At 68.6% G+C, this 24,360-nt stretch carries 22 protein-coding genes; 11 read left to right on the top strand and 11 right to left on the bottom strand.

Features of this window, described 5'->3' with window-relative positions:
- Positions 1 to 33: 33 nt before the first annotated feature.
- The 4 genes from ACFWUU_RS26545 (at position 34) to ACFWUU_RS26530 (ending at position 4,400) form a co-directional block, all read left to right on the top strand.
- Positions 34 to 1,659: a hypothetical protein gene (locus ACFWUU_RS26545; protein ID WP_380179197.1), complete on the top strand. Its 1,626-nt coding sequence runs from the start codon at positions 34 to 36 to the stop codon at positions 1,657 to 1,659.
- 55 nt (positions 1,660 to 1,714) lie between these two features.
- Positions 1,715 to 3,493 carry an NHL domain-containing thioredoxin family protein gene (locus ACFWUU_RS26540; RefSeq protein WP_380179195.1) on the top strand — a complete coding sequence of 593 codons (1,779 nt, stop codon included), beginning with the start codon at positions 1,715 to 1,717 and terminating at the stop codon, positions 3,491 to 3,493.
- A 49-nt stretch (positions 3,494 to 3,542) separates the two neighbouring features.
- Positions 3,543 to 4,079, top strand: a complete 537-nt coding sequence (locus ACFWUU_RS26535; protein ID WP_380179193.1) for a DUF2231 domain-containing protein — start codon at positions 3,543 to 3,545, stop codon at positions 4,077 to 4,079.
- Between the two features lie 72 nt (positions 4,080 to 4,151).
- Entirely contained in the window at positions 4,152 to 4,400 is a 249-nt protein-coding gene (locus tag ACFWUU_RS26530) for a DUF6458 family protein (protein WP_137256152.1), read from the top strand.
- Between the two features lie 42 nt (positions 4,401 to 4,442).
- On the opposite strand, the gene ACFWUU_RS26525 is transcribed toward ACFWUU_RS26530, so the two are convergent.
- The 5 genes from ACFWUU_RS26525 to ACFWUU_RS26505 all read right to left on the bottom strand — a co-directional run bounded on the left by ACFWUU_RS26525 (position 4,443) and on the right by ACFWUU_RS26505 (position 10,517).
- Entirely contained in the window at positions 4,443 to 5,213 is a 771-nt protein-coding gene (locus tag ACFWUU_RS26525; RefSeq protein WP_380179191.1) for a DUF4097 domain-containing protein, read from the bottom strand.
- A 110-nt stretch (positions 5,214 to 5,323) separates the two neighbouring features.
- Positions 5,324 to 6,547, bottom strand: coding sequence for a hypothetical protein (locus tag ACFWUU_RS26520; protein WP_380179189.1), 1,224 nt, complete (start codon positions 6,545 to 6,547; stop codon positions 5,324 to 5,326).
- On the bottom strand, positions 6,544 to 7,188 hold the full coding sequence (locus ACFWUU_RS26515) for a hypothetical protein (protein ID WP_380179187.1): 645 nt from the start codon (positions 7,186 to 7,188) through the stop codon (positions 6,544 to 6,546). The genes ACFWUU_RS26520 and ACFWUU_RS26515 overlap by 4 nt, the downstream gene beginning before the upstream one ends.
- Positions 7,185 to 8,402 carry a hypothetical protein gene (locus ACFWUU_RS26510; RefSeq protein ID WP_380179185.1) on the bottom strand — a complete coding sequence of 406 codons (1,218 nt, stop codon included), beginning with the start codon at positions 8,400 to 8,402 and terminating at the stop codon, positions 7,185 to 7,187. The genes ACFWUU_RS26515 and ACFWUU_RS26510 overlap by 4 nt, the downstream gene beginning before the upstream one ends.
- 255 nt (positions 8,403 to 8,657) lie before the next feature.
- Positions 8,658 to 10,517, bottom strand: coding sequence for an acyl-CoA dehydrogenase (locus ACFWUU_RS26505; RefSeq protein ID WP_380179183.1), 1,860 nt, complete (start codon positions 10,515 to 10,517; stop codon positions 8,658 to 8,660).
- A 75-nt stretch (positions 10,518 to 10,592) separates the two neighbouring features.
- Here ACFWUU_RS26505 and ACFWUU_RS26500 point away from each other — a divergent pair, with 75 nt between their 5' ends.
- Positions 10,593 to 11,111: a histidine phosphatase family protein gene (locus ACFWUU_RS26500; RefSeq protein ID WP_380179181.1), complete on the top strand. Its 519-nt coding sequence runs from the start codon at positions 10,593 to 10,595 to the stop codon at positions 11,109 to 11,111.
- Here the strand turns inward: ACFWUU_RS26500 and ACFWUU_RS26495 are convergent.
- The 3 genes from ACFWUU_RS26495 to ACFWUU_RS26485 all read right to left on the bottom strand — a co-directional run bounded on the left by ACFWUU_RS26495 (position 11,099) and on the right by ACFWUU_RS26485 (position 14,009).
- A complete protein-coding gene (locus ACFWUU_RS26495; RefSeq protein WP_380179179.1) occupies positions 11,099 to 11,998 on the bottom strand; it encodes an endo-beta-N-acetylglucosaminidase H in 900 nt (299 codons plus the stop codon). The genes ACFWUU_RS26500 and ACFWUU_RS26495 overlap by 13 nt on opposite strands.
- 161 nt (positions 11,999 to 12,159) lie before the next feature.
- The gene (locus ACFWUU_RS26490; protein WP_380179177.1) at positions 12,160 to 13,515 is read right to left on the bottom strand and encodes a hypothetical protein; all 1,356 of its coding nucleotides are present in this window, start codon (positions 13,513 to 13,515) and stop codon (positions 12,160 to 12,162) included.
- Positions 13,512 to 14,009 (bottom strand): SigE family RNA polymerase sigma factor, encoded by a 498-nt coding sequence (locus ACFWUU_RS26485; protein ID WP_137256160.1) that lies wholly within the window; start codon positions 14,007 to 14,009, stop codon positions 13,512 to 13,514. Before ACFWUU_RS26485 ends, ACFWUU_RS26490 begins: the two co-directional genes overlap by 4 nt.
- Before the next feature lie 134 nt (positions 14,010 to 14,143).
- Between ACFWUU_RS26485 and ACFWUU_RS26480 the strand changes: the two genes are divergently transcribed.
- Genes ACFWUU_RS26480 through ACFWUU_RS26465 form a run of 4 tightly spaced genes read left to right on the top strand, consistent with a single transcriptional unit; the run spans position 14,144 to position 18,148 of the window.
- Positions 14,144 to 15,295 carry an anhydro-N-acetylmuramic acid kinase gene (locus ACFWUU_RS26480; protein WP_137256161.1) on the top strand — a complete coding sequence of 384 codons (1,152 nt, stop codon included), beginning with the start codon at positions 14,144 to 14,146 and terminating at the stop codon, positions 15,293 to 15,295.
- 24 nt (positions 15,296 to 15,319) lie between these two features.
- Positions 15,320 to 15,829 carry an AAA family ATPase gene (locus ACFWUU_RS26475; RefSeq protein WP_233714937.1) on the top strand — a complete coding sequence of 170 codons (510 nt, stop codon included), beginning with the start codon at positions 15,320 to 15,322 and terminating at the stop codon, positions 15,827 to 15,829.
- Between the two features lie 34 nt (positions 15,830 to 15,863).
- Positions 15,864 to 16,973 carry a MerR family transcriptional regulator gene (locus ACFWUU_RS26470; protein WP_380179175.1) on the top strand — a complete coding sequence of 370 codons (1,110 nt, stop codon included), beginning with the start codon at positions 15,864 to 15,866 and terminating at the stop codon, positions 16,971 to 16,973.
- Positions 16,970 to 18,148 (top strand): MFS transporter, encoded by a 1,179-nt coding sequence (locus ACFWUU_RS26465; RefSeq protein ID WP_380179173.1) that lies wholly within the window; start codon positions 16,970 to 16,972, stop codon positions 18,146 to 18,148. The genes ACFWUU_RS26470 and ACFWUU_RS26465 overlap by 4 nt, the downstream gene beginning before the upstream one ends.
- Here ACFWUU_RS26465 and ACFWUU_RS26460 read toward each other — a convergent pair.
- Positions 18,115 to 18,558: a GNAT family N-acetyltransferase gene (locus ACFWUU_RS26460; RefSeq protein WP_380179171.1), complete on the bottom strand. Its 444-nt coding sequence runs from the start codon at positions 18,556 to 18,558 to the stop codon at positions 18,115 to 18,117. The genes ACFWUU_RS26465 and ACFWUU_RS26460 overlap by 34 nt on opposite strands.
- Positions 18,559 to 18,643: 85 nt before the next feature.
- Between ACFWUU_RS26460 and ACFWUU_RS26455 the strand changes: the two genes are divergently transcribed.
- Both ACFWUU_RS26455 and ACFWUU_RS26450 read left to right on the top strand, forming a co-directional pair.
- On the top strand, positions 18,644 to 19,243 hold the full coding sequence (locus tag ACFWUU_RS26455; RefSeq protein WP_202877790.1) for a DJ-1/PfpI family protein: 600 nt from the start codon (positions 18,644 to 18,646) through the stop codon (positions 19,241 to 19,243).
- On the top strand, positions 19,240 to 19,716 hold the full coding sequence (locus tag ACFWUU_RS26450) for a MarR family winged helix-turn-helix transcriptional regulator (RefSeq protein WP_137256166.1): 477 nt from the start codon (positions 19,240 to 19,242) through the stop codon (positions 19,714 to 19,716). Before ACFWUU_RS26455 ends, ACFWUU_RS26450 begins: the two co-directional genes overlap by 4 nt.
- On the opposite strand, the gene ACFWUU_RS26445 is transcribed toward ACFWUU_RS26450, so the two are convergent.
- Positions 19,691 to 22,180 carry a polysaccharide lyase family 8 super-sandwich domain-containing protein gene (locus tag ACFWUU_RS26445; protein WP_380179169.1) on the bottom strand — a complete coding sequence of 830 codons (2,490 nt, stop codon included), beginning with the start codon at positions 22,178 to 22,180 and terminating at the stop codon, positions 19,691 to 19,693. The two genes, ACFWUU_RS26450 and ACFWUU_RS26445, sit on opposite strands and share 26 nt — an antisense overlap.
- A gap of 71 nt (positions 22,181 to 22,251) precedes the next feature.
- A complete protein-coding gene (locus ACFWUU_RS26440; protein ID WP_380179167.1) occupies positions 22,252 to 24,315 on the bottom strand; it encodes a hypothetical protein in 2,064 nt (687 codons plus the stop codon).
- Between the last annotated feature and the right edge of the window lie 45 nt (positions 24,316 to 24,360).

Raw genomic sequence — 24,360 nt, 5'->3', positions numbered from 1 at the left:
GGTGGACTGGTTCCGGACGGTAATCTCACGAAGGTGACCAAGTCTCCACGCGGACGGGACGGGCGACGCAGCCATTTGCGGCTCGTCCCCGATCCTGGCGAGCCGCACGGGCCGACGGCGGGTGTCGATATCGACACCACGCCGAGCGTCGCCGTGCTGGAGACCCTGCTCGAGACGCTGTCCCTCGACCTGGCCGCGGTGCCGGCCGCGCTGCATCCGGTGATCGCGGAGGCGTCGGTGGCTCGGTCGGCCTCGATGCTCGCGGATCAACTGTGGCCGGCCGGGCGTCCGGACGAGATCGGCGAGGTGGAGCGTTTCTTCTGGGCCGACGCCGCGCGGGTGCTCGGTGAGCGGCGGGATCTCGAGTCGTTCGTCCTGCTGACGAGTCTGGCCCGCACGGTCGGTCCGGCCGGGCGGTTGCCGTTGCAGCGGGCCCATGTCTCGCGGTTGCGGACGCAGGACGCGGTGCCTGAGTGGGTAACCAGGATCGCCGGGTTCCGGCTGACCAGCGCGATCGTGTCCGAGGACATCACCGGCGACGGCCTGAGCGTCGTACTGGACTACGACGATGAGCAGCATCCGCACACGGTGGTGGTGTTCATCGACAACAACCTCGGAGCGATCGTCAAGGACGTGTTCGTCGGCCCGCCGGTGGACCGGGTGCTGGAGGCGTACCAGCGCGGCGGCCGGGTGACGATCCGGACCGTGCGGCCGTCGACCGCGGCTGGGATCATCCTGCAGGCGCTGGGAGAGACCCGCGACTACGACGATCCGCCCGTCAGCGAGGACTTCGAGTTCTTCACCGGCCTGCTGGTGAACCGGCTGACCCAGTTGCCGGAGCGCCCGATCCGCCCACCTGTCCGGCCTTTGCTGTCCCCGCGTCAGCGCGACCAGTTGGTCGAGGAGTTCCTCGAGACCGCGCCGGTCTTGCCGGATGACGCTGCGGACATCGTCCGGCTGTGGATCGACCACGCCGTGGACCACACGGTCGGCGGTCCGTTGCGGGTCAGTGCCGTGCTCGTCGAGCTTTTCCTTGCGCATTGGTTGCCTCGGAAGGTCCTTGCCGACAGCACGTATTTCGACGCGGTTCCCGTTGTGGTCAAGGCCTGGCTCCAGTTCGCGGGCGACCGTACGCAGTTGCCCCTGGACGCCGTCGACGAGGCGATCGACGCGGTCGACGTCTGGCAGCCCGCGCTCGAAGCCGCCGCGATGGTCGACCCGGTCGGCACGAAACCGGGCGAGCGAGTCTTCCTCGACGACACCACGAACGACCTGGAAGACGCTTACCGAGCCCTCGCCGGACTGGGCTCCCCGCCGCAACCGGACCTCCGCGGCCTCGACAACTCGCAAGCAGCCACGCTCTCCGTGCTGGCTCCCCACGCCTGGCTGATGGCCGGCGAAACCCTCGGTACGGCGTACGCACCCGACGCGTTCGACATCGCCGAACGCCTGGTCCGCGACGCCCCCGACCTCCTCGCCAAAGCCCGCCTCTCCACCTGGCCCCGAGCCATCGTCTGGCTCCTCGCCCACCGCCACCGCCTCGTCGGCCCCGGCGAACCCCTCACCCCCTACGCCCTCGCCACCGACCTCTCCTCCTCCCCGGCAACCCTCCGCAAAACCGCCAAACTCCTCACCGACACGCTGATCCTCCCGCTCTGATCTCAGCCGCCGGGCCCGGCGCGGATCGGGTTGGGCGGCGGCGGACAATGGGGTCATGCATGTGCGTGCGCCGGAGTTGCGGGGTCGGGGTTGGTTGAACACCGGTGGTCAGGAGTTGTCGCTCGCTGACTTCCGGGGACGCTTTCTGTTGCTGGATTTCTGGGCGTTCTGTTGTATCAACTGCCTGCATGTGCTGGACGAGTTGCGGCCGTTGGAGGAGAAGTACGGCGATGCGCTGGTGATCGTCGGCGTGCACTCGCCGAAGTTCGCGCATGAGGGTGAAGAGGCGGCGGTTCGGGCTGCTGTGGAGCGGTACGAGGTGGGGCATCCGGTGCTGGACGACCCGGAGTTGATCACCTGGCAGAACTACACCGCCCGCGCCTGGCCGACGCTCGTGCTGGTCGATCCGAACGGGTACATCGTCGCGCAGTACTCCGGCGAAGGGCACGCGCACGCACTGGACGCCCTGCTGGCCGAGTTGGTGGCCGAGCACGAGGCCGCGGGAACCTTGACCCGCGGCAAGTCGCCGTACGTCGCACCTGTTGCCGAGTCCACCGATCTCCGCTTCCCGGCCAAGGTCGTTGCTCTGGACAACGGGCTGCTCGTCGCGGACGCCGGCAATCACAGCATCGTCGAACTCGCCGCGGACGCGACAACCGTCGTACGCCGGATCGGTACCGGTCAGCGTGGCTTTGCGGACGGATCGGCCGAGGAGGCGTCGTTCTCGGAGCCGAATGGGCTCGTGGTTCTGCCAACCGACGTCGCCGATCGGCTCGGGTACGACGTGGTTGTCGCGGACACCGTCAACCATGCGCTGCGGGGGATCTCGCTGGCGGACGGTCAGGTGCGGACGTTGGTTGGCACGGGCAAGCAGTGGATGGATGGCGACGGCACCGACGTACTCAGTTCGCCGTGGGACGTGGCGTGGTGGGGCGACAAGGTGTGGATCGCGATGGCCGGCGTACACCAGCTGTGGACGTTCGATCCGTTCACCGGGGTGACGGAGGTTGCCGCGGGTACGACCAACGAAGGGTTGAAGGACGGGTCGCTGGCGGGGGCGTGGTTCGCGCAGACCAGCGGGCTCGCGGCGGACGGCGATCGGCTCTGGCTGGCCGATTCCGAGATCTCTGCGCTGCGGTGGATCGACACTTCGGTGCACACGGCGGTCGGGACCGGGCTCTTTGATTTCGGATTGCGTGACGGCAAGGCGAGCGAGGCGTTGCTGCAGCATCCGCTCGGGGTGACGGTGTTGCCTGACGGTTCGATTGCGATCGCGGACACGTACAACGGCGCCGTACGTCGGTACGACCCGCGCACCGAGGTCGTCGAGACGATGGCGACCGGGCTGGCCGAGCCCAGCGGGGCTGTTGTCGTGGGCAACGAGCTTCTGGTGGTCGAGTCGGCGGCCCATCGCCTTACGCGGGTGCCCTTGGGAGCGTCCGCGACTGCTGACGAGTTCAGTACGCAGACCCAGCGGCCGCCGATGGACGTGGCCGCGGGCGAGGTCACGCTTGAGGTTGTGTTCACGCCGCCGCCCGGTCAGAAACTCGACGACCGCTACGGCCCGTCCACCCGGCTGCTTGTCTCCGCCACTCCGGACACGCTTCTGCGTGAGGGCGCCGGCGACTCCACCGACCTGGTACGCCGGTTGGTCATCGATCCGCATGCCGGCAGCGGGGTGCTGCATGTCGCCGTACAGGCCGCGTCTTGTGACGATGCGTCTGAGGTGGAGTTCCCTGCTTGTCATATGCATCGGCAGGACTGGGGCGTGCCTATCCGCGTCGTTCCCGACGGCCCTGACCGGGTCGAGCTGGTTCTCTCCGGGGGCAAATAGCGGTAGCGAGCGCTTCCGGGGGTGACGGCGGCGCGCGTACCTTGAGAGCGTGGCGTTGAGATCCTTGCCGCAGCGCGCAGTTCGGGCGGTCGGCGAAAGCCCGCTTTCCGAGCGGCTCGCTCACGCGCAGGAGCTCGCATACCAGCCGTTGATCGACTGGGTGCGGGGTAGTCCGCTGCATACCGACGTACTCGGTCATTCGTTGCATCCGTCGCTGACCGACGTGACTACCGGGTGCTGGCTTGGCACGTCGCTTCTTGATCTGGCCGGTGGGTCGGAGTCGCGTCGCGGGGCGACGGTCCTCGCCGGGTTCGGGCTGTTGGCTTCGCTGCCGACGGCTCTTGCCGGTGCGGGCGACTGGGCGGAGCTGTCGGGGGAGGAGCGGAGGATCGGTGCGGTCCATGCGCTTGGCGCGGACACGGCGACTTTTCTCTTCGCGGGCTCGCTTGTTGCGCGTCTGCGCGGGCGCCATGGGCTCGGCGTGAAGCTTGCCATGGCCGGGAACCTGGTGATGGCCGGCGCGGGCTTCCTCGGCGGGCATCTGGCGCTCCATCGCGGAACAGCCCGGCGCCCTTCGGTCGGTTAGCAGCGGACTGTTTGGTGTGTGGGTACAGAGAGGTAGCTTTGACGGTGTAGGACGATTAGCTGGGAGGCTCGGATGAGCATCGGTGTCGGGATCTTTCTGATGGTGATCGGCGCGGTGCTGGCGTTCGCCGTCCGCGACACCTGGGACGCCGTGAACCTGCAAATCGTCGGCTACATCCTCCTACTGGCAGGCCTGGCCGGCATTCTCCTCTCCTTCTACATCACCAACCGCCGCCGCCGCGTAACCACCGACGCGATCGACCCGGCCGTCGAGGAGGAGTACCGCGTCGTCGAGGAACACCACCGCGACATCAAGGAGTAAGCGGTCGGTCGGGGCTTACCCACTTCCTTGGTTCGCTGGCGACTAGCTTGCTTGGAGTTCGATGTCGCCTGAGGTTGTTGTGGCGGTGAGGGTGTGGGAGGCGTCGGACGTGTTGCCCAGGGAGTTTTCGACGTCGCCGGTGCGGGATTCTGTGGTGACTTTGTAGTCGCCTGTCGGTGCCGTGATCTCGATGTCGCCGGACGTGCCCTTCGCGTGGACGTCGTTGGGTTCGGAGAGTTGGAGTTGCATGTCTCCGGACGAGGTCTCGACGTCGATCGGGCCGCCCTTCAGGTCGGACGCTTCGATGTCGCCTGAGTTGGCCGTCACGTTCAGTTTGCCGGTGAGGTCGCTGACCGAGACGTCGCCTGACGTGACGTCCAGGTTCACGTCGCCCTTGATCTCGCGGAGTTCGGCCTTGCCCGAGCGGGACTTCAGGTCGACCCCGGCGACTCCGGTCAGTTCCAGGTCGCCGCTGCCGTTCTCGCCGGTGATCTTCGTACCCCGCGGGACCGTCACCTCGAAGTCGGCGCTGCACTGCCAGCCGCAGTCGCCGTCGAGTTTGAGTACGCCGTCGTTCACGGAGTACGCGTCGCCGTGCTTCCAGAACCAGTACTTGCGCTTCTCCTGCACCGTGGTCGTGTCGTCGTCGGACACGTTGATGGTGATGTCGGAGTGTTCGGCGGCGAGCTGCACCGTGGTGATCTTGTCGTCGACCTTGTGCGTGTCGTCGGAGTCCTTGCCCCCGAACTGCCAGAACGCCAGCCCGGCCGCCGCTACCAGCAGGATCACGCCGAGCTGCTTGTTCTCCGCCATCGTCCGCCTCTTCTCGAGCCCACCCACGTTGTCGTGTCGACAGTAGGTGGCGAGGCGTGCTCACAGGATCAGGCAGATCCCCCGAGCTGCCCCTGAACGCTTCTCAGGGGTCACCGGTGTAGCTCGCCGCGGGAGACTGCTGCGGCGAGGTCGTCGCCGGTGGTGCCGTAGAACGTGCGGGCCCAGAGGGTGTCGTCGTACCAGTACGGCCCGTCGTCCCCCGGCAGCGATGCCGGCGCGGTGCCGCGCTTGAGCGCTCGACGGCAGTCCGCGCACAGCGGCAGCGTGAGGGTCGTGCCATCAGCCTCGACCTGCGTCGGCTTACCGACGGACCGACCATGCAGCGGATTGAATGCGCACAGGTCCGGTACGGCGTCCGCCCGACCCGTCACCGCGACCTCATACTCACGACGCGCCTTGTCCAAGAGCACCATCGCCCCCACCAGATCCACCAAGGACGTCGACGAGTCGAGCACCTTCCCCGCCGCAGCATGATCGTCGAGCGCTGCCTGTTGATGCGCCAGACCAGGACCGCCAGTCGTCGGCAACGCGGCGAGCTTCGTGCCCAGCGTCGTCAGTCCAGCCGTCGTGTCGCGCTCCAACCGCCGGCGCCGCTCGGCCGCGACCGTCGCAGCGACATGCGGCGGGATCCGGAATGCCTTCTCACGGCGGGGCCCTGAGCCCCGCCGCCGCAACCCGATCACCAGACCCAGCAGAACCAGTACGACAAGCCCGCCGACGATCGACAGAGCGACGATCCAACCATGCCCACCTGACTCATCGTCGGAGGTGGAAGCCGGCGTGGAAGAAGTCGGCCGAGGCGTAGTCGCAGGGATCCCCGGCGCCGCCAGCAGCTCGTACATCCGCGCCAGCACCTCCGTCGGCCCAGCGTCGTACCCCTCGTCATCCAGCGCCCGCTCCCGCGCCGCCTGCAGCTTGTCCTCACTCACCTGCGGTACGTCGCGCGCCTCGTACCACGGGAAGCGATCCCCGCCGTCGACCACGACGTACAACCCCGGCTTGCGCAGCGCGTCCTCCACCAGGGTGAGCACCGTGCTCTCCTCACCCTGGAACTCGTCGCTCGGCGTCAGCGGCAGGATGATCGTGTAGATCGGATACCCGACCGCCTTGGCCTTCGTCCGTACGTCGGCCCGCAGCTTCTCCGGCAGCGCCGACGCGTACGCCGGATCGATGTACACCGGGTCCTTGGTCAACGCGGTCGCGATCTCCCGAGCCCGCTCCGCCGGCGTCCGGGTCGCCGTCGCCGCCTCGGCCCCGGCCGGGACCGCGACCAGCATCACCAAGGCGGCCAAGCAGCTCAACAGGCCCTTCACGCGTTTCCCTTCCGACGTCGGGCGGCGAGAGCCGCCACGATCAACACGAATCCGGCGAGGATCCCGCCGCCGATCATCCCGAGCACGCCACCGCCGAGACCGTTCCCGATTGCCTTGCCCACGGTGAACTTCTCCTCCGGGTACGAAGGCTCAGGCTCGGTCGGCACCGGTTCGGTCCGGGCCGGCTCGGGCGAGTAGCGAGCGTTCAGCTCGACACTGTCGAGGTACTTCGAGAGCTGTGCGCTCAGCGTCTCGTCCTTGTCCCGCCAGGTGCTGTCCGGCGCGTACGCCGCGAGCTCATGCGCCACCCCGTACGTCGTGTCGCCGTCCATCACCACGTACACGCCCGGCTTCCCGTTCGCGGCTGCCATCCGACCGGCGAGCAGCGTCGCGTCCCCCTTCTCCGGGAACCACGAGCCGGTCGGTACGACGGCAACGAACACCGGCATCCTCGCCGCCGAGATCACCCGCAACATCTCGTTGCCATCAGCAATCGAGCTGAAGTCGGGGTCGACGTACAACCCATCCTTCGCCCAGGCAGCCGTGGCCGCGGCGACCCGCGGATCGGTAGGCGTGGCCGCCCAGGCCGTCCCGGTCAACGCGAAGGCGGTTGCCAGCAGCAACAGAATGAGCCGCCTCATCGGACCGCGATCCGTTCGGGCAGGTCGTCGGACAGCGCGCCGAAACCGGTCGCAACCATCGGGCTGTCCTCCGGGTCGAGCGTCCAGTACGGAACCTTCTTGCGATCATGACCGAGCAGCCCGGCCTTGCTCCACACCCGCAGCCCGATCGGTGTCCGCCCGCGGCGCAGAACGTTCGCACAGTTCTGGCACGCGGGTACTTCGACCTCGTCCTCCCAGTCGACCTGCGTCGTACCAGGGTTGTGCAACGGGTCGAAGAAGCACGGCGGCTGCAGCTCCGCTCCCGAGGCGACGCGCTCGGCCTGCCGGGCGAGGACGAGCGCACCGGCCGCAGCGAGCAGATCCTCGGGCTGATCCGCGCGCAGCGTGCGTGCCGCATCCAGCCGCCGGTAGGCATCGTCTCGCTGATCGAGCTGCCGAGTTGTCTTGTTGTTCCGCTTGTCGAGCCGCGCGAGAGCCCGCTCGGCCTGCTTGATCTTGTCGTCCGCCTTGAGCTCCACGTCCCACGCCTCGATCGGCGGATCATCACTCCGATGCAGGTTCGTCTGCTTGCCCGGCCGCCGCCGGCGCAGCCCGAGGAAGAGAACCAACAAGAACCCGACCATCCCGCCAACGCCGAGGCCGACGTACGCGGACCGGTCCTCCTTGTCGGTCACCGACAACCCGCCATCGCTACGCTGCGGCTCCAGATCAGCGGCCGGGACCTGCGGCAGCGGACGGCCGTCGTACGCCGTCGACGCCTGCTGGATCGTGCGGACGATCTGCGGCGCCGGCCGCTCGTCGACGACATCGGAGTCCTGCTTGTCGTCGGCCCGGACGCTGTAGATGTCGCGACCCCGCAGCCCGGCGGGCCGGAACAGCGCCGCGTTGTCGGACCAGTAGTTGTCGTAGACAACCGCGACGATGTACACCCCGGGCTCGCCGATCCTTGCGTGCAGCAACGTCGGCAGGTCGTACCCACTCGCCCGCAGGTACGGCGACTGCGGGACGAGCGCGACGTACACCGGGAGACCGGCGGAGCGGATCGCCGTACGGATCCGGGCCAGCTCGGAGGCTGGCATCGTCGGCCGCAGGCGTTCGTCCACGGAGACGTGATCGGTCCGCCAGGCCGCGGCGATGCGGTCGGGCAGTTCGGGGGTTTCGGCCTGCGCAGGGAGCGCCGGCACGAACGCCAACGTCGCGAGGAGGGCGGCGAGGAGACGGGCGGCGGACATCGCCGACAGCCTACGACGACCGGATCTGGGCACACTCACACGGACGCCGAATCCTCCCTGCCGGTTCCGGAAGTAGACGCGACCCTGGCTCGGACAGGGGAGACCAAGCCAGGGTCACGGTGTTGCAGGGCAGAAACGTTGCTACAACACCCCGCTTTACAACAGGGCAGATCGCGGGGCATCCCGGGGCAGATCAATCTGCCCCGAGTTGGAACCCTCCGGCTCGACCGCGCAAGCACCCGAGCCGGAGGAGCTTCAGAAGGCGGACTCCGGGAGGTCCATCACGTCGAGATCGGTGAGCTCGGCCTTGACCCGCTCGGCCCGGACCGACGGCATCGTGCTGCGGACGAACCACTGCGCGGCCGCCACCTTGCCGGCGTAAAAGTCCTGGTCAGCAGGGGAAAGCTCGCCGCCCAGCCGGTCCAGCGCGACCTCGGCCTGGCGGAGCATCAGCCACGAGCAGACCACGTCACCGAGGACGAAGAGCAGCCGCGAGGTGTTCAGGCCGACCTTGTAGACGTTGCGTGGGTCGCCGTTCTCCGCCTGCGGGTTGCTGGCCATCAGGGCCTGCCCCATGATGCCCAGGATCTTCTGGGTGTCCTCGAGGCCCTTCGCGAGCAGCCCGCGCTCCTCCTTCAGCCGGCCGTTGCCTGCCTCGGAAGCGACAAATGCCTGCACCTGCTCGGCCAGATGGCCGAGTGCCTTGCCCTGGTCCTTGATGATCTTCCGGAAGAACAGGTCCTGACCCTGGATCGCGGTCGTGCCCTCGTAGAGCGTGTCGATCTTCGCGTCCCGCACGTACTGCTCGATCGGGTAGTCCTGCAGGAAGCCGGACCCGCCGAACGTCTGCAGCGACTCGGTGCCGAGCAGCGTCCACGACTTCTCCGAGCCGTACCCCTTCACCAGCGGCAGCAGCAGGTCGTTGACCCGCTCGGCGAGGTCGTCGTGCTCACCGGCGTACCGCGCCTGCTCGGCCCGGTCCTGGTACGTCGCGGTGAACAGCACCAGCGCCCGCAGCGCCTCGGCGTACGCCTTCTGCGTCATCAGCGAACGCCGTACGTCGGGGTGGTGGGTGATCGTGACCCGCGGTGCGTCCTTGGCCGGCTGCGTCAGGTCCGCGCTCTGCACCCGCTCCTTGGCGTACTCGAGCGCGTTCAGGTAGCCGGTGGACAGCGTGGCGATCGCCTTCGTGCCGACCATCATCCGCGCGTACTCGATCACCTGGAACATCTGCGCGATGCCGTCGTGCACCTCGCCGAGCAGCCAGCCCTTCGCGGGTACGCCGTCGCCGAAGGTGATCTCGCAGGTCGTGGAGACCTTGATGCCCATCTTCTTCTCGACGTTCGTGACGAAGGCGCCGTTGCGCTCACCCGTCAGCTCACCGGTCTCGAGGTCGAAGTCGTACTTCGGAACCACGAACAGGCTCAGGCCCTTGGTACCCGGACCGCCGACGCCCTCGACGCCCTGCGGTCGCGCGAGCACCAGGTGGACGATGTTCTCGGTCAGGTCGTGCTCGCCCGAGGTGATGAACCGCTTGACGCCCTCGATGTGCCAGCTGCCGTCCTCCTGCAGCGTGGCCTTGGTGCGGCCGGCGCCGACGTCGGAGCCGGCGTCCGGCTCGGTCAGCACCATGGTGGCGCCCCAGCCGCGCTCGATGATGTGGTGCGCGATCTTCTTGTCGCGGTCGACGCCGTTGCGCCAGAGCACGTGCGCGAAATTCGGGCCGGCGGCGTACATGTGCACCGGCGGGTTGGCGCCGAGCACCAGCTCGGCGGCGGCCCAGCGCAGCGACGGCGGGGTCGGCTGACCTCCGAGCTCAGCCGGCAGCTCGAGCTTGAACCACTCGGCGTCCATGTAGGCGTGGTAGCTCTTCTTGAACGCCTCGGGCATCCGGACCTCGTGCGCCTCCGGGTCGAAGACCGGCGGATTCCGGTCGGCCTCCGCGAACGACTCGGCCAGCTCGTGCTTGGCCAGCCGGTCGATCTCCGCGAGCACCTCGCGGGCGGTGTCGACGTCCATGTCGGCATACGGGCCCTGACCGAGCACGTCGCCGCGGCCCAGGACCTCGAGCAGGTTGAACTCGATATCCCGCAGGTTCGACTTGTAGTGACTCACAGAAGCTCCCTTACTCACGAGTAACTTAAGTATATACCCGTCAGTAATGAGGGCAAAGGGGGTTTGCTGTGACCTGTGACCAGGCTGATATACGAGACCCACTCGACCACTGTCGACAACGAACGCGGAATCGCGACCGGATGGCTGCCGGGACAGTTGTCCGAGCGCGGGCAGCGGGAGTCGCGCGAGCTCGGGCTGCGGCATGCGGACGTCGACGTCGTCTTCAGCTCGGACCTGCATCGCGCGGTGCGGACCGTCGAGCTGTCCGGACTGACGGTGCCGCACCTGCGGGACTGGCGCTTGCGTGAGTGCAACTACGGCGAGCTGAACGGTGCGCCGGTGGACGCGCTCGAACCGAGGGCCGAGCGCGTCCAGACTCCGTTCCCCGGCGGTCAGAGCTACACCGACGTCCTCGAGCTGACGCGTGCGTTCCTCGAGGACGTCAAGCGCTGGTACGGCGATGGCACTGTCCTGGTGGTTGCCCACTCGGCCAACCGATGGGCGTTGGAACATCTGCTGGGGAGCGGGCAACCGTTGGAGAAATTGCTGATGGGGCCGTTCAACTGGCAGCCCGGCTGGACCTACGCCTTGTAGACGGTCGCGCTGCCGTACAGCTTCTGCGTGAACGACGTCATGTACGACGACGTGTCCGACTCGGTCAGGTCGTAGGTGAGGAAGACGCCGTACCCCTCGCTGACCGTTCGCTGGGCGAGGCTCGCGGCGGTCGACGAGCTGGTGGCGGTGTAGGAGATGGCGGCCGGCGAGAGGCGGGACTTCTCGCTGGGGCCGACCGGGACGCCCCACGTGCCGTAGTACGGGTTCCAGGCGTAGTTGAAGGTTTCCGCGATGCTCTGGCCGTTGTACGACAGGCGATCCGCGGCCGGGCCGATGTCGTAGAGCGTGATCAGCTTGTTCGGGAGCTTGGCGCGGAGGGCCTGGACCAGATAGGCGAACGAGAAGTCGTTCGGCTGGCCGGTGCCGTTGTTGCCGTACTCCGCGTACTCGTCGTCGAAGTCGATGCCGTCCAGGCCGTACTGGTTGACCGCGTCGGCGAGCTGCTGCGCGAACGCGTCGGCGGCGGCCTGGTTCGGGAAGTTCGCGAAGCCGGCGCCCTGGTGGTTGCCGAGGATCGACAGCAGGACCTTGATGCCCTTCTGCTGCAGCGGGCGGACCTGGGTGGCGACGTTGTTCAGGACGTTGGTCACCTGGTCGTTGAAGAACAGGTACGCGTTCGAGCCGTCGTAGTTGATGTTCGCCGCGAAGATCACCGCGACGTCGATCACCTGCGCGCCGCCGTTCGCCAGCGTGTACTTGCCGGCGCTCAGCATGCTGTGGTCGTTGACCTCGATGTACGCGACGGTGACCGGTCCGGTCTTCTGCGCGCGGCGGCACTTCGGCGCGGCCTCGGCGGGCAGCGCGGCACCGGTGGCGGCCGCGGCGGTGCCGGCGGCCAGGGCTGACAACAGGGTCCTTCGTTTCATGAGTGGTGAGCTCATCCGATCGACTCCTCGTCAAAGGTGGGCGGTGTCGCTATATCGGTTAAGTACCCGTCGCCGCCGGGTAACAGACCCAGGCGGCGACAGGAGATAAACCGGTATAGCGACACCGATCATCGATCGGGGCCAAACCCGGTGTCAAGGGTTCACGACAACGGTACGACGTCCGTCGTGCCGCCGGCCTCGACCTTCACCTCGGCGCGGCTGCCGGCCGGCACCAGGAGCGCGTTCGAGCGCGCCGGGCTCCACGTGCCGCCGTCGTATCGGTAGGAGAGTTGCGCGTCCTTGCGGGCGACGGCCCAGCCCTGGTTGTCGGGGAGTTTGATCGCGACCGGGAGCGCGCTCGCCGCGTTGGGTACGCCGCCCCCGACGATCCTGAGGTTGCCGGTCTTCGGCTTGAGTACGGCGTACAGGTGGGTCGGGTCGTTGTCGAGCGCCTGCTCGCCGAGGTACACCGCGGTCCCGTTGGCGGTGACGCCGTACCCGGTCCAGATCGAGAACGCGGTGCTGTTCGCGTTCGGGTCGCTGACCTTGCCGACAGCGTCGTTGAACAGCTCGTTCGCCTTCGGGCGCAGCTTGTTCGCGCCGTCGCTCATCGCCCAGAGCCCGTCGCTCTCCTGCGCGAAGTCCGACCAGAGGCGGTTCTCCGGCGTCTTGGTCATCGCGGGGCCGGTGTACAGGACCGAGAGGGACGAGAAGGCGTTGCCCGGCATCCGGTTGATCTTCAGGTCGTCGACCTTCTGTCCGGCCGGCAGCTTCACGATCGCCACGCGGTCGCGGAACGTCAACTGGTTGTACGTGCGCTTGACCGAGCCGTCGTCGGCGTACGTGCGACCCAGCGACAGGCCGATCGGTTTGCCGGGCATCTGGAGAGCGACCAGCGCCTTCGTGCCGTCCTTCTCGACGACGAACGCGGTCTGCTGGGACGCGCCCGGGACCGGGTAGTCGTCGCCGAGGACGGTCGGCTTGCCGTCCTTCCCGTCGCCGACGTACCCGACCAGCGCCGCGACGCCCTCGTGGTACAGCTGCACGTCGGAATGGTTGCGGAGGTCGGAGTTCTCGACCACGATCGCGGCCCGGCCGCCCGGCGTGTTGCCGGCCCAGGCGACCTTCGCGTCGCCCTGCAGATGGTTGAAGATGCCGCGGTCGTGGTTGATCGACCTGCCGTGCGAGGACCGCCAGACCTCGAGCACCTGCCGGAGGTACGTCGTGTCGCCGGCCAGGTCGCCCCGGGTCGGACCGCTCATCAGGAACGCGTACGGGTCGCCCTCGCCGGGGCGGGATGCGACCGGCGGATCGGACCGGTGGTCGAGGACGGCCGGAGCGGTGACCGCGACCCCGCCGACGACAACAGTCGTCAGTGCGATCGCTCCGGCGGCGAGGAAACGGCGGCGCCGGAGTCGGCGAGCCCCGCCGGCCCGGGCGCGGTCGAGCAGGTCGGACGGGGCCTCGACGCTGTCGACGTCGGCGCTCAGCCGCTGCTTGAGTTCGGTCTCGGTCATCGGAGTCCTTCCAGGATGGCGGGTTCGGTGATCAGGCGGAGCCGGTCCAGTGCGCGGGACGTCTGGCTCTTCACGGTGCCGAGTGAGCACCCGAGCGCGTCGGCGGTCTGGGCCTCGGTGAGGTCTTCGTAGTACCGGAGCACGATCACGGCGCGCTGCCGCGGCGGCAGCTCCTGCAGGGCGGTGATCAGCTGGTCGCGGACGGCGTGGTCCTCGGCCCCGTCGGGCGTCGGCCGGTCGTGGTCGGCGAGCGCGACCTCGGGTTTACGGCCCTTGCTGCGCCAGCGGTTCGCGGCGAGGTTGGCCAGGGTCCTGCGGGCGTACGCGTCCGGTGCGCTGTGGATCCGCCGCCAGGCGACGTACACCCGCTCGTACATCTCCTGGACGAGATCCTCGGCCGCCGACCGGTCGCCGACCAGCAGTACGGCGGTCCGCAGCAGCCGGGTCGAGCTGCCCCGGACGAAGTCGTCGAAATCATCACCCCGCGTGACCATCCACCCCTCCTCGGTGATCGTTCTCGTAGTCAGATAGACACCGGCGCAGACCGGAAGGTTGCATTGCCCGGGTCGCGGCGTGGCGGCGTTGTGGATGAAGATGGACGCTCCGACCGCCATCGACGGGAGTTGATATGCGAGTGATCGGGCTGATGTCCGGTACGTCGTACGACGCCATCGACGCCGCCGCCGCTGACCTGCGGCTGGACGGCGACGTGCTGGTGCTGACGCCGCTGGGCATGCTCAGCCAGCCGTACCCGCCCGAGCTGCGGGCGGCGGTCGCGGCCTCGTTGCCGCCGGCATCGACGACGGTCGAGCAGGTGTGCCGGCTGGACACCGGGATCGGGCAGGCGTTCGCCGCGGTGGCCCGGCAGGCGGTCGAGCAGCTGTGCGGCGGGTACGCCGATCTGATCGTGTCGCACGGGCAGACGGTGTTCCACTGGGTCGACGACGGCACGGTGCGCGGGACGCTGCAGCTCGGGCAGCCGGCCTGGATCGCGGAGGCGACCGGCGTACCGGTGGTGTCGGACCTGCGGGCGCGGGACGTGGCGGCGGGCGGGCAGGGTGCGCCGCTGGTGAGCATCATCGACGTGCTGTGGTTGCGCGGGCGTCCCGGCGTCCCGGTGGCTCTGAATCTCGGCGGGATCGCGAACATCACCGTCGTCCACGGCGAACCGGTTGCCTTCGACACCGGTCCGGCGAATGCGCTGATCGACGCCGTGGTGACCGAGCTGACCGGGCGGCCGTTCGACGCGGACGGGGTGATGGCGGCGCGGGGTCAGGTGCACGAGGAGCTGCTCGGACGGCTGCTGGCGGAGCCGTACTACGCGCGGCCGGCGCCGAAGTCGACCGGGAAGGAGCTGTTCAACCTGGCCTATGTCGCGCGGGCAATGGAGGGGCTGCCGGAGATCCCGGCGGAGGATCTGGTCGCCACCGTGACCACACTGACCGCCCGGACGGTCGCGGACGCCGTACGGCGTTATGGCGGGACGGAGGTGGTCGCATCGGGCGGCGGGATCCAGAACCCGGCGCTGATGCATCTGCTGGCGGACGAGCTGGAGATTCCGGTCCGGACCACGGACGAGCTGGGCATGCCGTCCGCGGCGAAGGAGGCGTACGCGTTCGCCGTACTCGGGTTCCTGAGCGTCCACGGTCTCGGCGGGACGGTGCCGAGTTGCACCGGCGCGAGGCATTCCAGCGTGCTCGGATCGGTCACACCTGGGCTCAGCGGACTGCCCACGATTACCGGTGAGGCACGACCTCCGATGCGGCTTCTGGTGCAGTGACCGCACACTAGTCCTGTGACGAGGATGTTCGTGGTGACGGGAGCACCCGGATCGGGGAAGACGACAGTGGTGCCGGAGCTGGTGCGGCTCAGCCCGGGGAACCTGGTCGTGATGGACATGGACGAGCTGCTCGACGACAACGGACGGCTGCTCGGGATCGACATCGCGAGCCCGACCGCGGCGCCGATCTGGCCGGCGTACAACGCGCTCTGGTTGCGGATCACGGAGCTGATCAGACGGTCCGGGATCCCGGTGCTGCTGCTCTCCCCGCTGCTGCCGTCCGAGCTGCCGGAAGGCCGCTGGCTGCATCTGGACTGCCCGGACGCCGTACGGCGGAAGCGGCTGGCCGGGCGTGGTTGGCCGGAGGCGGAGATCAAGGAGGCGCTGGCGGACGCGGCCGAGATCCGCAAGCACGTACCGCGGTCGGTGCGCGGTGACGTCTCGCCGGAGCGGTCGGCGAAGAGCATCCTGGACTGGATCCGGGGTGAGCGGTTCGGCAAGACGCTCAGCCTGTGGGGTCGGCTCCGGAGTTGACCTTCGAGTTGGTTCAGGGATCAGGGTCGGGGCCATGAGGCTGACGATCAGTGAGTTTGCGCGGGTGGTGGGGCTGGCGCCGAGCGCCCTGCGGTTCTACGACGACTGCGGGCTGCTGCCACCCGCCTTCGTGGACGCGGCCAACGGCTACCGGTACTACGACCGCTCGCAACAACCCCGGGCCCGCCTGCTCCGTGACCTTCGCGAGATCGACCTGCCGCTCCCCGAGGTCCGCATCGCCCTGGACGCCGACCCGGCCGAGGTCGCGGACCTGGTCCGCTCCCACCTCCGCACCCTCGAAGCCAAGTCCACCGCCACCCGGGCCGCAGCCGAGCGCCTCCTCACCCAACTCGTCTCCCACCGAACAACCGCGGTGATAGGCGGCCCGGAACTGGCCAGCGCGATCCGCCAGGTAGCACCCGCCGCAGCCGGGCCCTCGGGCGGGCACGCCGCCTCTCCCGGCGGATCGGGCTCCGGGGACGTTCGTCCCCCCGCCGACGGATCCGCCGTGGCGGGTGGAGTTGGGGTGGGTGAGCTGGAGCTCGTGTTGAGCTGTGTGCTGATCGAGTTGTCGCCGGAGGAGATCACGTTTGTGGCGACTGATAGGTATCGGTTGGCAGTGCGGACCGTTCGGCCGGTGGAGTTCGGTGGGGTGGCCGGGCGGGTGCTGGTGCAGGCTGAGGAGTTGGCTGGGGTTGCTCGGTGGGCTGCGGCGGGGGATGTGGTCCGGGTGGAGGTGGACGGCGGGCTCAGGCTTGTGCGGGGGGATGAGGCTCGCGAGCTGGCCGTGGTTGAGGCGGAGTATCCGGCGTACCAGCAGATCCTGGACGGCTTGACGCCGCCGGTTTGCCGGGTGGTGGTGGATCGGGTGGGGCTGCTCGACGTACTGGTCGGGCGGGATGTGGTTGCTTTTGACATCGACTCCGAGAGCCTGCGGATCGGTGACGAGGTGAAGCTCGACGCGATCGGGTCCGGGGCGGTGCGGGTCGGGTTCACCGCGAGTCTGCTCGCCGCTGCGTTGGAGGCGAGTGTCGGGCCGGACGTGCTGCTCGAGATCTGCGAGCCGGCGCGGCCGGTCGTCGTACGGTCGGCCGACCAGGGTACGTTCACCACGCTCGTCATGCCTGTCCGGCTGGACGGGTGACGCGGTCGTACTACGGCTGGCTGGCAGGTTCCACACTCTCGGTTCTCGGCGACACCGCGCTGTTCTTCGCGCTGGGCTGGGCGGCGACGGGCATCGGCCCGCGGGTCGCCGCGCTGGTGCTGACCGGGTTCACCCTGCCGCGCGCCGTACTCCTCCTGCTCGGCGGCGTGCTCGGCGACCGGATCGGTCCGCGCCGACTGCTGCTCGCGTGCAGCGCGATCGTCGGGACCTGCTGCTTCCTACTGGCCGTGGTGGTCGGGATCCATGGAGTCTCGGCCGGTCTGCTGGTGACGACGGCGGTTGTGGTCGGGACGGTTGACGCGTTTGCGCTGCCGGCCGCGGGTGTGCTGCCGCGGCTGTTCGTGCCGGACGAGCAGTTGCCGCAGGCAATGGCTTTGCGTACGTCGGCGACACAGCTCATCACGCTCGCGGGCGGACCGGTCAGCGGGTTGCTCGTGGTCGCGGTCGGGCTGGTCGGGGCGCTCGTGCTCGACGGACTGACCTTCGCGGTCCAGTTCCTCGTGTTGCTGATGCTCAGACCGCCGTACGACGTGAGCCCTGTGCCGCCCCTTGGTCGCTCCCTTGTGCGTGAGGCGTTGGACGGGTTGCGGGTTGCCGCGGGGGATCCTGTGTTGCGGATGGTGTTGGCTGTGGTGGCGTTGGTCGCGGCCTTCGTTCTGCCGGTCACGTCGCTGTGTGTGCCGCTGCTTGCTCGATCACATGGTTGGGCTGCGGGGCAGGCCGGGTTTGTTGTGGCAGGCAACGTTTGCGGCGGGTTGGTCGTGACGATCCTCGTTGCGCGCTTCGGCACCTTTGATCGTGCGGGATTGGCCGGTGGTGTCGGGTGTCTGCTTGCTGCGGTCGCGATCTTGGGGCTCGTGCTGGCCCCGTCCGCCGCGTCGGCGGTCGGTGCGACCGTTGTGCAGGGCGTCGGGGTCGGGCTCTTCACCTCGCACCTTGCGCCGGTGTTCGTTCGCAGTACGCCGCGATCGCATCTGACCCGGCTGCAGTCGTTGCTGTCGTTGGTGCAGACCGTTCCGCTGATCGTGTCGACGAACCTGCTCGCCGCACTCGGCATACATCATGCGTTGATGCTCGCCGCCGCGGCGACCGCGCTGGCCGGTCTTCTGCTGCTCCGCGACTACTTGCCGAAGTCGATCTCGAAGGTCGGGTAGTCCGGCTGCGGACACGGCTCACCGTGATACCCCAGCGCCTCGTAGAACGGCGCCGCGCGCTCGTGATGGCCCTGCCACTCGAGATACCGGACGCGAGTCGACGCCCACTCCGCCACCGCCACCATCAACGCCCGCCCAACCCCGCCACGCCGCCGCTCCGGCAGCACATACAGATCGTGTAGCCGCCCGTGGTGCCTGCGCCCGGCGCGAAGGTGTGTGCCGTAGTCCTGCACCGCGGCGTAACCGATCAGCTCACCGCCGTCGTCGTACCCCAATGCCACCCATCGCGGATCCTCCACCAACTCCTCGAAGTACCCCCGCGACTCCGGCTCGGAGAACTCGGTCCCGAAGCCCTTCACCACCGGCCACAAACCGGCCCAGTCGTCGACCGTCAACTCACGCACACCCATCCGCCTACCCTCCCAGCCTCCGCCCGGCCTGACATCCCATTTCCTGAGCTTGACAACATGTTGTCCAAATGACAGCATGTTGTCTATGAGAACAGCTTATGTGGCGGTGTACGAGACGTTGGCGGACTGGGAGATCGGGCACCTGGTGGTGGAGTTGCGGACCGGTCGGTTCACCGGCGTGCCGTGGACCGTGGTGACGGTGGGGGAGTCGCTGGAGCCGGTGGTGACCATGGGCGGGATGCGGATCGTGCCGGACGTGACGATTGCCGACGTCGAGCCGGATGCGGGGGATCTGCTGGTGCTGGCGGGGTCGGGGCAGTGGGACAACGGCGGTGGAGATGCGTTCGCGAAATTGGCGGCGCGGTTCCTCGACGCTTCGGTGCCGGTGGCGGCAATCTGTGGCGCGACTGCGGGTCTGGCGAGGGCGGGGCTGCTGGATGAGCGCAAGCACACGAGTGCGGCGAAGGAGTACCTGCAGGCGACCGGATACCAGGGTGTCGGCAACTATGTCGACGAGCGCGCGGTGGTCGGTGGGGATCTGATCACGGCGGGTCCGGACTCGCCGGTGCAGTTCGCGCGGGCGGTGCTGCAGCGGCTCGAGCTGGCGGACGAGCGGAAGCTGGACGCGTACGAAGGCGTGTTCCATCGCGCCGACCCCGCGGCGTACGCGACGCTGGTGGGATGACGGTTCCACCCCGGGAAGAGTGGCCGAAGCCGACGAAGCAGTCGGAAGGTGGTGCGGTGTTGACGGATGTCGTCCTCGCCACCTTCCGGCTGAACGCGCGGCTGATGGAGGCTGCCCAGGACCTTGCCGCGCACGGCGGCCTCACGGCTGCGTGGTGGCAGGTGCTGGGCGGTGTACTCGATGAACCGCGGTCGGTCGCCGACGTCGGGCGGATCATGGGCGTCAGCCGGCAGGGTGTGCAGCGCATCGCGGATCTGCTCGTCGAGCGCGGCCTCGCGGAGTACCGGCCGAATCCGGCGCACCGTCGCGCCAAGCTGCTCGCCTGCACCGAGGCCGGCTACTGGGCGATCCGCCAGATCGCGGTCGCCCAGCACCCGTGGACCTCGCAGCTCGCGAAGACCGTCGAGCTCGACGACCTTCGTACGACGCTCGCCACGATGCAGGCGATCATCGCCAAGCTGGAAGAAGCGTGATCGCCAGGCTGCTCCCGTAGGTGTGTCGCGTGGTGAAGGTCAAGCGGGTGCCGGTGAGCGTCCGTGTCACCTGAACGCCTGGCACGGGCGACGCGGGCTTGAGGTACTGCGCCCAGAGGTTGACGGTGATCGTGTCGCGCTTGGTCGTCGGATCGGAGACGGCAACCTGGACGCCTGACGATTGACGGCGCAAGAGCAACGACGCAGGGCCGTCGATGGTGAGCCCAGGAAGGTTGTGCGGACCGGGCGTGAAGGTGTTGGCGGCCGTCAGGCGGAGGCCCAGGTGCTGGATCGCCTGTAATTTAACGGTGTTGGCGACCGGCAGGATCCGGTTGTGCTGGTACGCCTTCAGTGCGGATTCTGTTGCGTTGGGCACCAATGCGTAGGCGAGGGATCCGCTGGTGGCGGTGAGGGCGAAGACCTGCTTGGTGACCGGCGTGTCCGGGTTCGAGGTGCGGACCACCCGGCGGCTCCGGGTGATTGTCTGCAGATCTACCGAGAGCTGAGTCGGCTGGAGGAAGTGGTAGCCGATCGACGCGGTGCTGTTGGCGTAGCGGAGCCAGCGTGGGGTGACTGTTCCCGGACCGGTCCATGCGCTGCCGTCGCGGTGTGCGCCGGTGATCGTGACGGGGTCAGTTGCGCCGGCGATGCGGGTGTCGAGGGTGGTTGTGACGGCGCGGGTTGCGTCGCCGACGCCGGCCGCGAGTACGACGATCTCGTCGTCGAGCAGGAACCAAGACTTGGTCGCCGATGCGTTCTTGTAGACCACGAAGTCGTCGGGCAGGCTCGCACGCGACGCATACGCGAAGTCATCCGACTGCACCCACCCGACCGCGCCGTACGCATCGAGGGTCGCCCCGCCGGAGTGCACGTTGGTGCCGGTCGGGAAGTAGACGTAGGTGTTCTGCTCCTCCGACGACGCGGTGAACGTCGGCGGATTGTCGTAGTACTGCGTCCCGTACAGCTCCGGCACCGACTTCCGTGTCTCCACCGGCGCGGTCACGCCGCCGAGCGCGTACGGCGAGACCGTCGTGAAGTAGTCGATGCCGAACGCCTTCGTCTGGTCCTCACCCGCGAGGTAGAGGTAGTGCGCGCCGTCGCCCTGGAACCACGGCATCAGGTTCTCGCCGCTCATGTACTCGTACTTGCTGATCCGCTCCGAGTTCCGCGCCACCGCGAACGCGTACCCGGGCCGTCGATGCACGGTCCGGTCCATCGCGTTGAAGGCCGTCGTACTCGCCGCCGGATTCAGGTCGGCCGGGACGATCGCCGGGTCGTTCTTCAGGTCCGCGAACCGTCCGATGCTCACGGGTGACACGAAGCTGTTCACGTTGATCGTCGGTCGTGCGGTGAACTTCGCGAACGCCTTCAACCGCTGGGCATCCGCACCACTCGCGTAGTCCGCGAGGTCGACGATCGCCTCCACGACGACCGCGACATCGTCGTACCCGGTCGCCGTCCGGGACACCGCGCGACCCTTGACGATCTCCATCATCCAGCCCTCGAAGATCAGCGGCGCGAACCCGTGCTCGACCCAGCCCTGCACCACGCCGACCAGGTCGTCACCCTGCGCGTACTCCGTCCCGGCGAGCACCTTGATGGTCTGCACCACCCGGCTGAGCAGGCCCTTTCCGTACGAGCCCGTGTAGGCGACCGAGGCGTGCTGGATGAACGAGCCGTCCGCGTAGTACCCGTCGGTGACGTCGTGCTGGAGGTTGTACGGGTCGATGGTCGCGAAGACCGTGAACTGGTCCTGCAGCGCCTTCCGGATCCGCGCGTCGTCGTTCAGCAGGGCGCCCTGGAGCACGCGGTTCGCGGTGATGTCGACGAGGTTCGCGCCGGTGTGGAAGCGCGAGTCGAGGTCGACGTCGCCGTCCTTCCCGTTGCGCAGGTAGGCGTCCATCGAGGCGACGTACTGCGTGATCAGGTCGGTCGGGGCGTCGATCAGCGCGAGCGTCTTCGACACGAACGTCGAGATGCCGATCTCCCAGGTGAACCAGTTGCCGTAGTACCCCTTCGACTGGTCGCCGTAGTAGTTCTCGTGCAGCCAGAGCAGCTTCTCCGCGATCCGGGCGCGCACCTGCTCGTTGCCCTGCAGGTCCGACGCCGGTCCGGGCCGGCGGAAGGCGAGCGCGATCTCGTAGAGGTGCTGGTACGACGAGCTGAGGTTCGGATCGCTGGTCCCGAGCGGGAGTCCGGCGAAGAGCTCGCCGGCGCCGGCGCGGTCGAGCGCGGACAACCAGGTCCGCGCGGTGCTGTCGATCGCGGCGACCTTTGCGGCGACCTCGGTGCGCGCGTTGGATTCCGCCGTACCGGCATAGATCGCGATCGCGTTGGTCAGCAGTTGGCCGGGGTCAGCACTCACCGCACCCATGGTGGCGTGTGCGGCCGGGGCCGGGTTGACGGCGGTCAGCAGGGCGGTGGCGGGTACGAAAGACAGCAGGCGGCGACGAGTGATCTCCACTGGAACTCCCGGGCGGTGGGAAAAACCTCACCCCGGGAGTCAATCAGTCGGAACTATCTTCCGGCAAGCGCTTACTGGCCGCCGGCCCCGATGAGCTGGGGGTCGATCGACAGGACCCGGATCGCCTCACCCGACTTCTTGGTCGGGATGACCAGCGCGACCTGGTGGAGGTAGTCCTGGTGGAGGCTCTGGGTGTACTTGACCATGCTGCTGAAGGCGGTCGCCTCGCCGCTGGTCCAGTACGCGTTCGAGCCCGGCTCGACCCGCTGCAGGTACTGCTCGGTGAGCGTGAGGAACACCAGGGCGTCGCCCGACGAGGTGATGAAGGCCAGCGGCTCGCCCGACGGCAGGAACGCGTCGGTCACGCTCGCGATGTACGGCTCGGCGGTGTCGTTGGCCTTCGTCGTCGCGCGCAGCTTGAGCATGCTCGACAGGGCGGGTGACGGCGTGAACAGCTTCGACTGCGGGGCGTTCGGGCCGCCGCTCAGGTACGCCGCGAGGTCCTTCGCGGCTGTCGCCGGCTGGCTCCGCAGCTTGTTCAGCGCGCTGACGTCCGGGGTGCGCATCCCGTCGACCGACGGCAGATCGGCCGCCTTCGGCGGGTAGACGGAGTGCGTCAACAGCCACGGGCTGCCGGCGTTCTCCCGCTGCCAGACGCCGAGCTGCCGGGCCCCCGGTGCGTTGGAGACGCCCGAGCTGACCACGAACCGCATCGGGTACGACGCGAACTGCGGAGCGCCGATCTCCGGGTTCGTGTAGCTGAACGGCTTCGAGACGTCCTTGCCGGCCGCGTCGAGCTTCCGCCCGATCACGAAGCCTGCCTGCGTCTGCGCCAGCGTCGGGTTGCCCTCGATCGTCGCGGAGAGCTTGGCGTCGCGCGACTGGTTGGCCTGGTTGTTCAGCTGGTTGTACCGCTGGACGACCGCCTGCGCGTCGGCGAGCGTGACGGCCGGGCGGCTGTCCGGCGCGGCCAGGCTGTTCTTCGGCGGCATCAGCCCACAGCTCGTTGTCGTGAGCAACAAAGCACCGCTGGCGAGGAGGGCGGCGGTACGGCGGACCGCCTCGTCGCTCTTCTCGAACTCCGGCGAGGCGGCGAGCGGGACGGTCTCGGGCTCGACGGTCTCGGTGCGCTCGACGGTCGGCTCGACGGACTCGGTGCGGTCGGCTGGTTCGTCGTACGTCGGCGGCTCGTCGTACCGCTGGGAGGCGCCGATCAGCGCCGGCGACTTGGCGCGGGCGACCGCTGCGGGCGACATGAACATCGGCGCAGCCGGCACCGGCGTCGGCGCAGGCTTGACCGCCGCGGGCCTCGCCGCAGCAGGCCTGGCCGGCGCAGGCGTCGCCGCCGGCTCCGTCTGCTGCATCGGCGCGAACGGGCTGACCTGCTCAGGTGCGAACGGCGACACCCGATACGCCGGGCTGTTGGTCTCTTGTGCGGCCGGCGCGGACGCCACCGCGGCCAGAGCCGGGATGCGGTCCGCGACCGGCACCGGGATCCCGGTCGTGGTCGCGTTGTCGGCGGCAACGTCTGCGACCTTGCGGCGGCGGAACATCAGCGCCAGCCCCAGCGCGAGCACCAGCACGCCCGCGCCCAGCACCAGCAGGCAGATCCCGAAGAGGCGGTGCACCTGCACCCCGAAGCTGACCTGCGCTCCGACGGCCGGCGTACCGTCCGCGTTCATCACGACGACCTCGTACCGACCGTCCTGCATCGGCCAACTCACCGACTGCGAGCCGGGGGCAGACTGCGCGACCCACCAGTCGAGCTCGCCCGGCGGTGTCAGCTTGCCGCTGCGGCCGCGCAGGTCCTGGGTGCCGAACGTGCCCGGCGGCTCGAAGCGGATCAGCCGGGTCTGCGCCGACCCCGCGAGGTAGTCGCGAACGTCGAGGTCCTGCCCGATACCGACGAACAGCGGCTTGTTGCCCGACGCACTCACGTGCAGCGTCGGGCCGTGCCGGTCGAGCAGCGTGGGCGCGGTGACGACCGCGAGGCCAGAACTGGCGAACTCGCGGCCGGGGGTCGAGATCGTGTTGTCCGGACCGACCAGCCAGAAGGCGGCGACGGCTCCGGCCACGGTGGCCACCAGGCCTGCCAGCGTGACCAGCAGGCCCAGGGTGATGCGGGCGAAACGCATGAAGAGGCTCCCGTTGTACGACGAGCCCGGCGACGGACGGGTGCA

This window comes from Kribbella sp. NPDC058693, assembly GCF_042715335.1.
GTDB lineage: Bacteria > Actinomycetota > Actinomycetes > Propionibacteriales > Kribbellaceae > Kribbella > Kribbella jiaozuonensis.
Note: the sequence above shows the minus strand (reverse complement) of the source record. Positions and strands in the feature narration are given on the sequence as shown.

Excerpts from the sequence above, each read along its gene's own strand:
- ACFWUU_RS26540 (WP_380179195.1), top strand. The coding sequence starts at position 1,715 with ATGCATGTGCGTGCGCCGGAGTTGCGGGGTCGGGGTTGGTTGAACACC.
- ACFWUU_RS26530 (WP_137256152.1), top strand. The coding sequence starts at position 4,152 with ATGAGCATCGGTGTCGGGATCTTTCTGATGGTGATCGGCGCGGTGCTG.
- ACFWUU_RS26525 (WP_380179191.1), bottom strand. The coding sequence starts at position 5,213 with ATGGCGGAGAACAAGCAGCTCGGCGTGATCCTGCTGGTAGCGGCGGCC.
- ACFWUU_RS26515 (WP_380179187.1), bottom strand. The coding sequence starts at position 7,188 with ATGAGGCGGCTCATTCTGTTGCTGCTGGCAACCGCCTTCGCGTTGACC.
- ACFWUU_RS26510 (WP_380179185.1), bottom strand. The coding sequence starts at position 8,402 with ATGTCCGCCGCCCGTCTCCTCGCCGCCCTCCTCGCGACGTTGGCGTTC.
- ACFWUU_RS26495 (WP_380179179.1), bottom strand. The coding sequence starts at position 11,998 with ATGAAACGAAGGACCCTGTTGTCAGCCCTGGCCGCCGGCACCGCCGCG.
- ACFWUU_RS26490 (WP_380179177.1), bottom strand. The coding sequence starts at position 13,515 with ATGACCGAGACCGAACTCAAGCAGCGGCTGAGCGCCGACGTCGACAGC.
- ACFWUU_RS26485 (WP_137256160.1), bottom strand. The coding sequence starts at position 14,009 with ATGGTCACGCGGGGTGATGATTTCGACGACTTCGTCCGGGGCAGCTCG.
- ACFWUU_RS26480 (WP_137256161.1), top strand. The coding sequence starts at position 14,144 with ATGCGAGTGATCGGGCTGATGTCCGGTACGTCGTACGACGCCATCGAC.
- ACFWUU_RS26475 (WP_233714937.1), top strand. The coding sequence starts at position 15,320 with ATGTTCGTGGTGACGGGAGCACCCGGATCGGGGAAGACGACAGTGGTG.
- ACFWUU_RS26470 (WP_380179175.1), top strand. The coding sequence starts at position 15,864 with ATGAGGCTGACGATCAGTGAGTTTGCGCGGGTGGTGGGGCTGGCGCCG.
- ACFWUU_RS26460 (WP_380179171.1), bottom strand. The coding sequence starts at position 18,558 with ATGGGTGTGCGTGAGTTGACGGTCGACGACTGGGCCGGTTTGTGGCCG.
- ACFWUU_RS26455 (WP_202877790.1), top strand. The coding sequence starts at position 18,644 with ATGAGAACAGCTTATGTGGCGGTGTACGAGACGTTGGCGGACTGGGAG.
- ACFWUU_RS26450 (WP_137256166.1), top strand. The coding sequence starts at position 19,240 with ATGACGGTTCCACCCCGGGAAGAGTGGCCGAAGCCGACGAAGCAGTCG.
- ACFWUU_RS26440 (WP_380179167.1), bottom strand. The coding sequence starts at position 24,315 with ATGCGTTTCGCCCGCATCACCCTGGGCCTGCTGGTCACGCTGGCAGGC.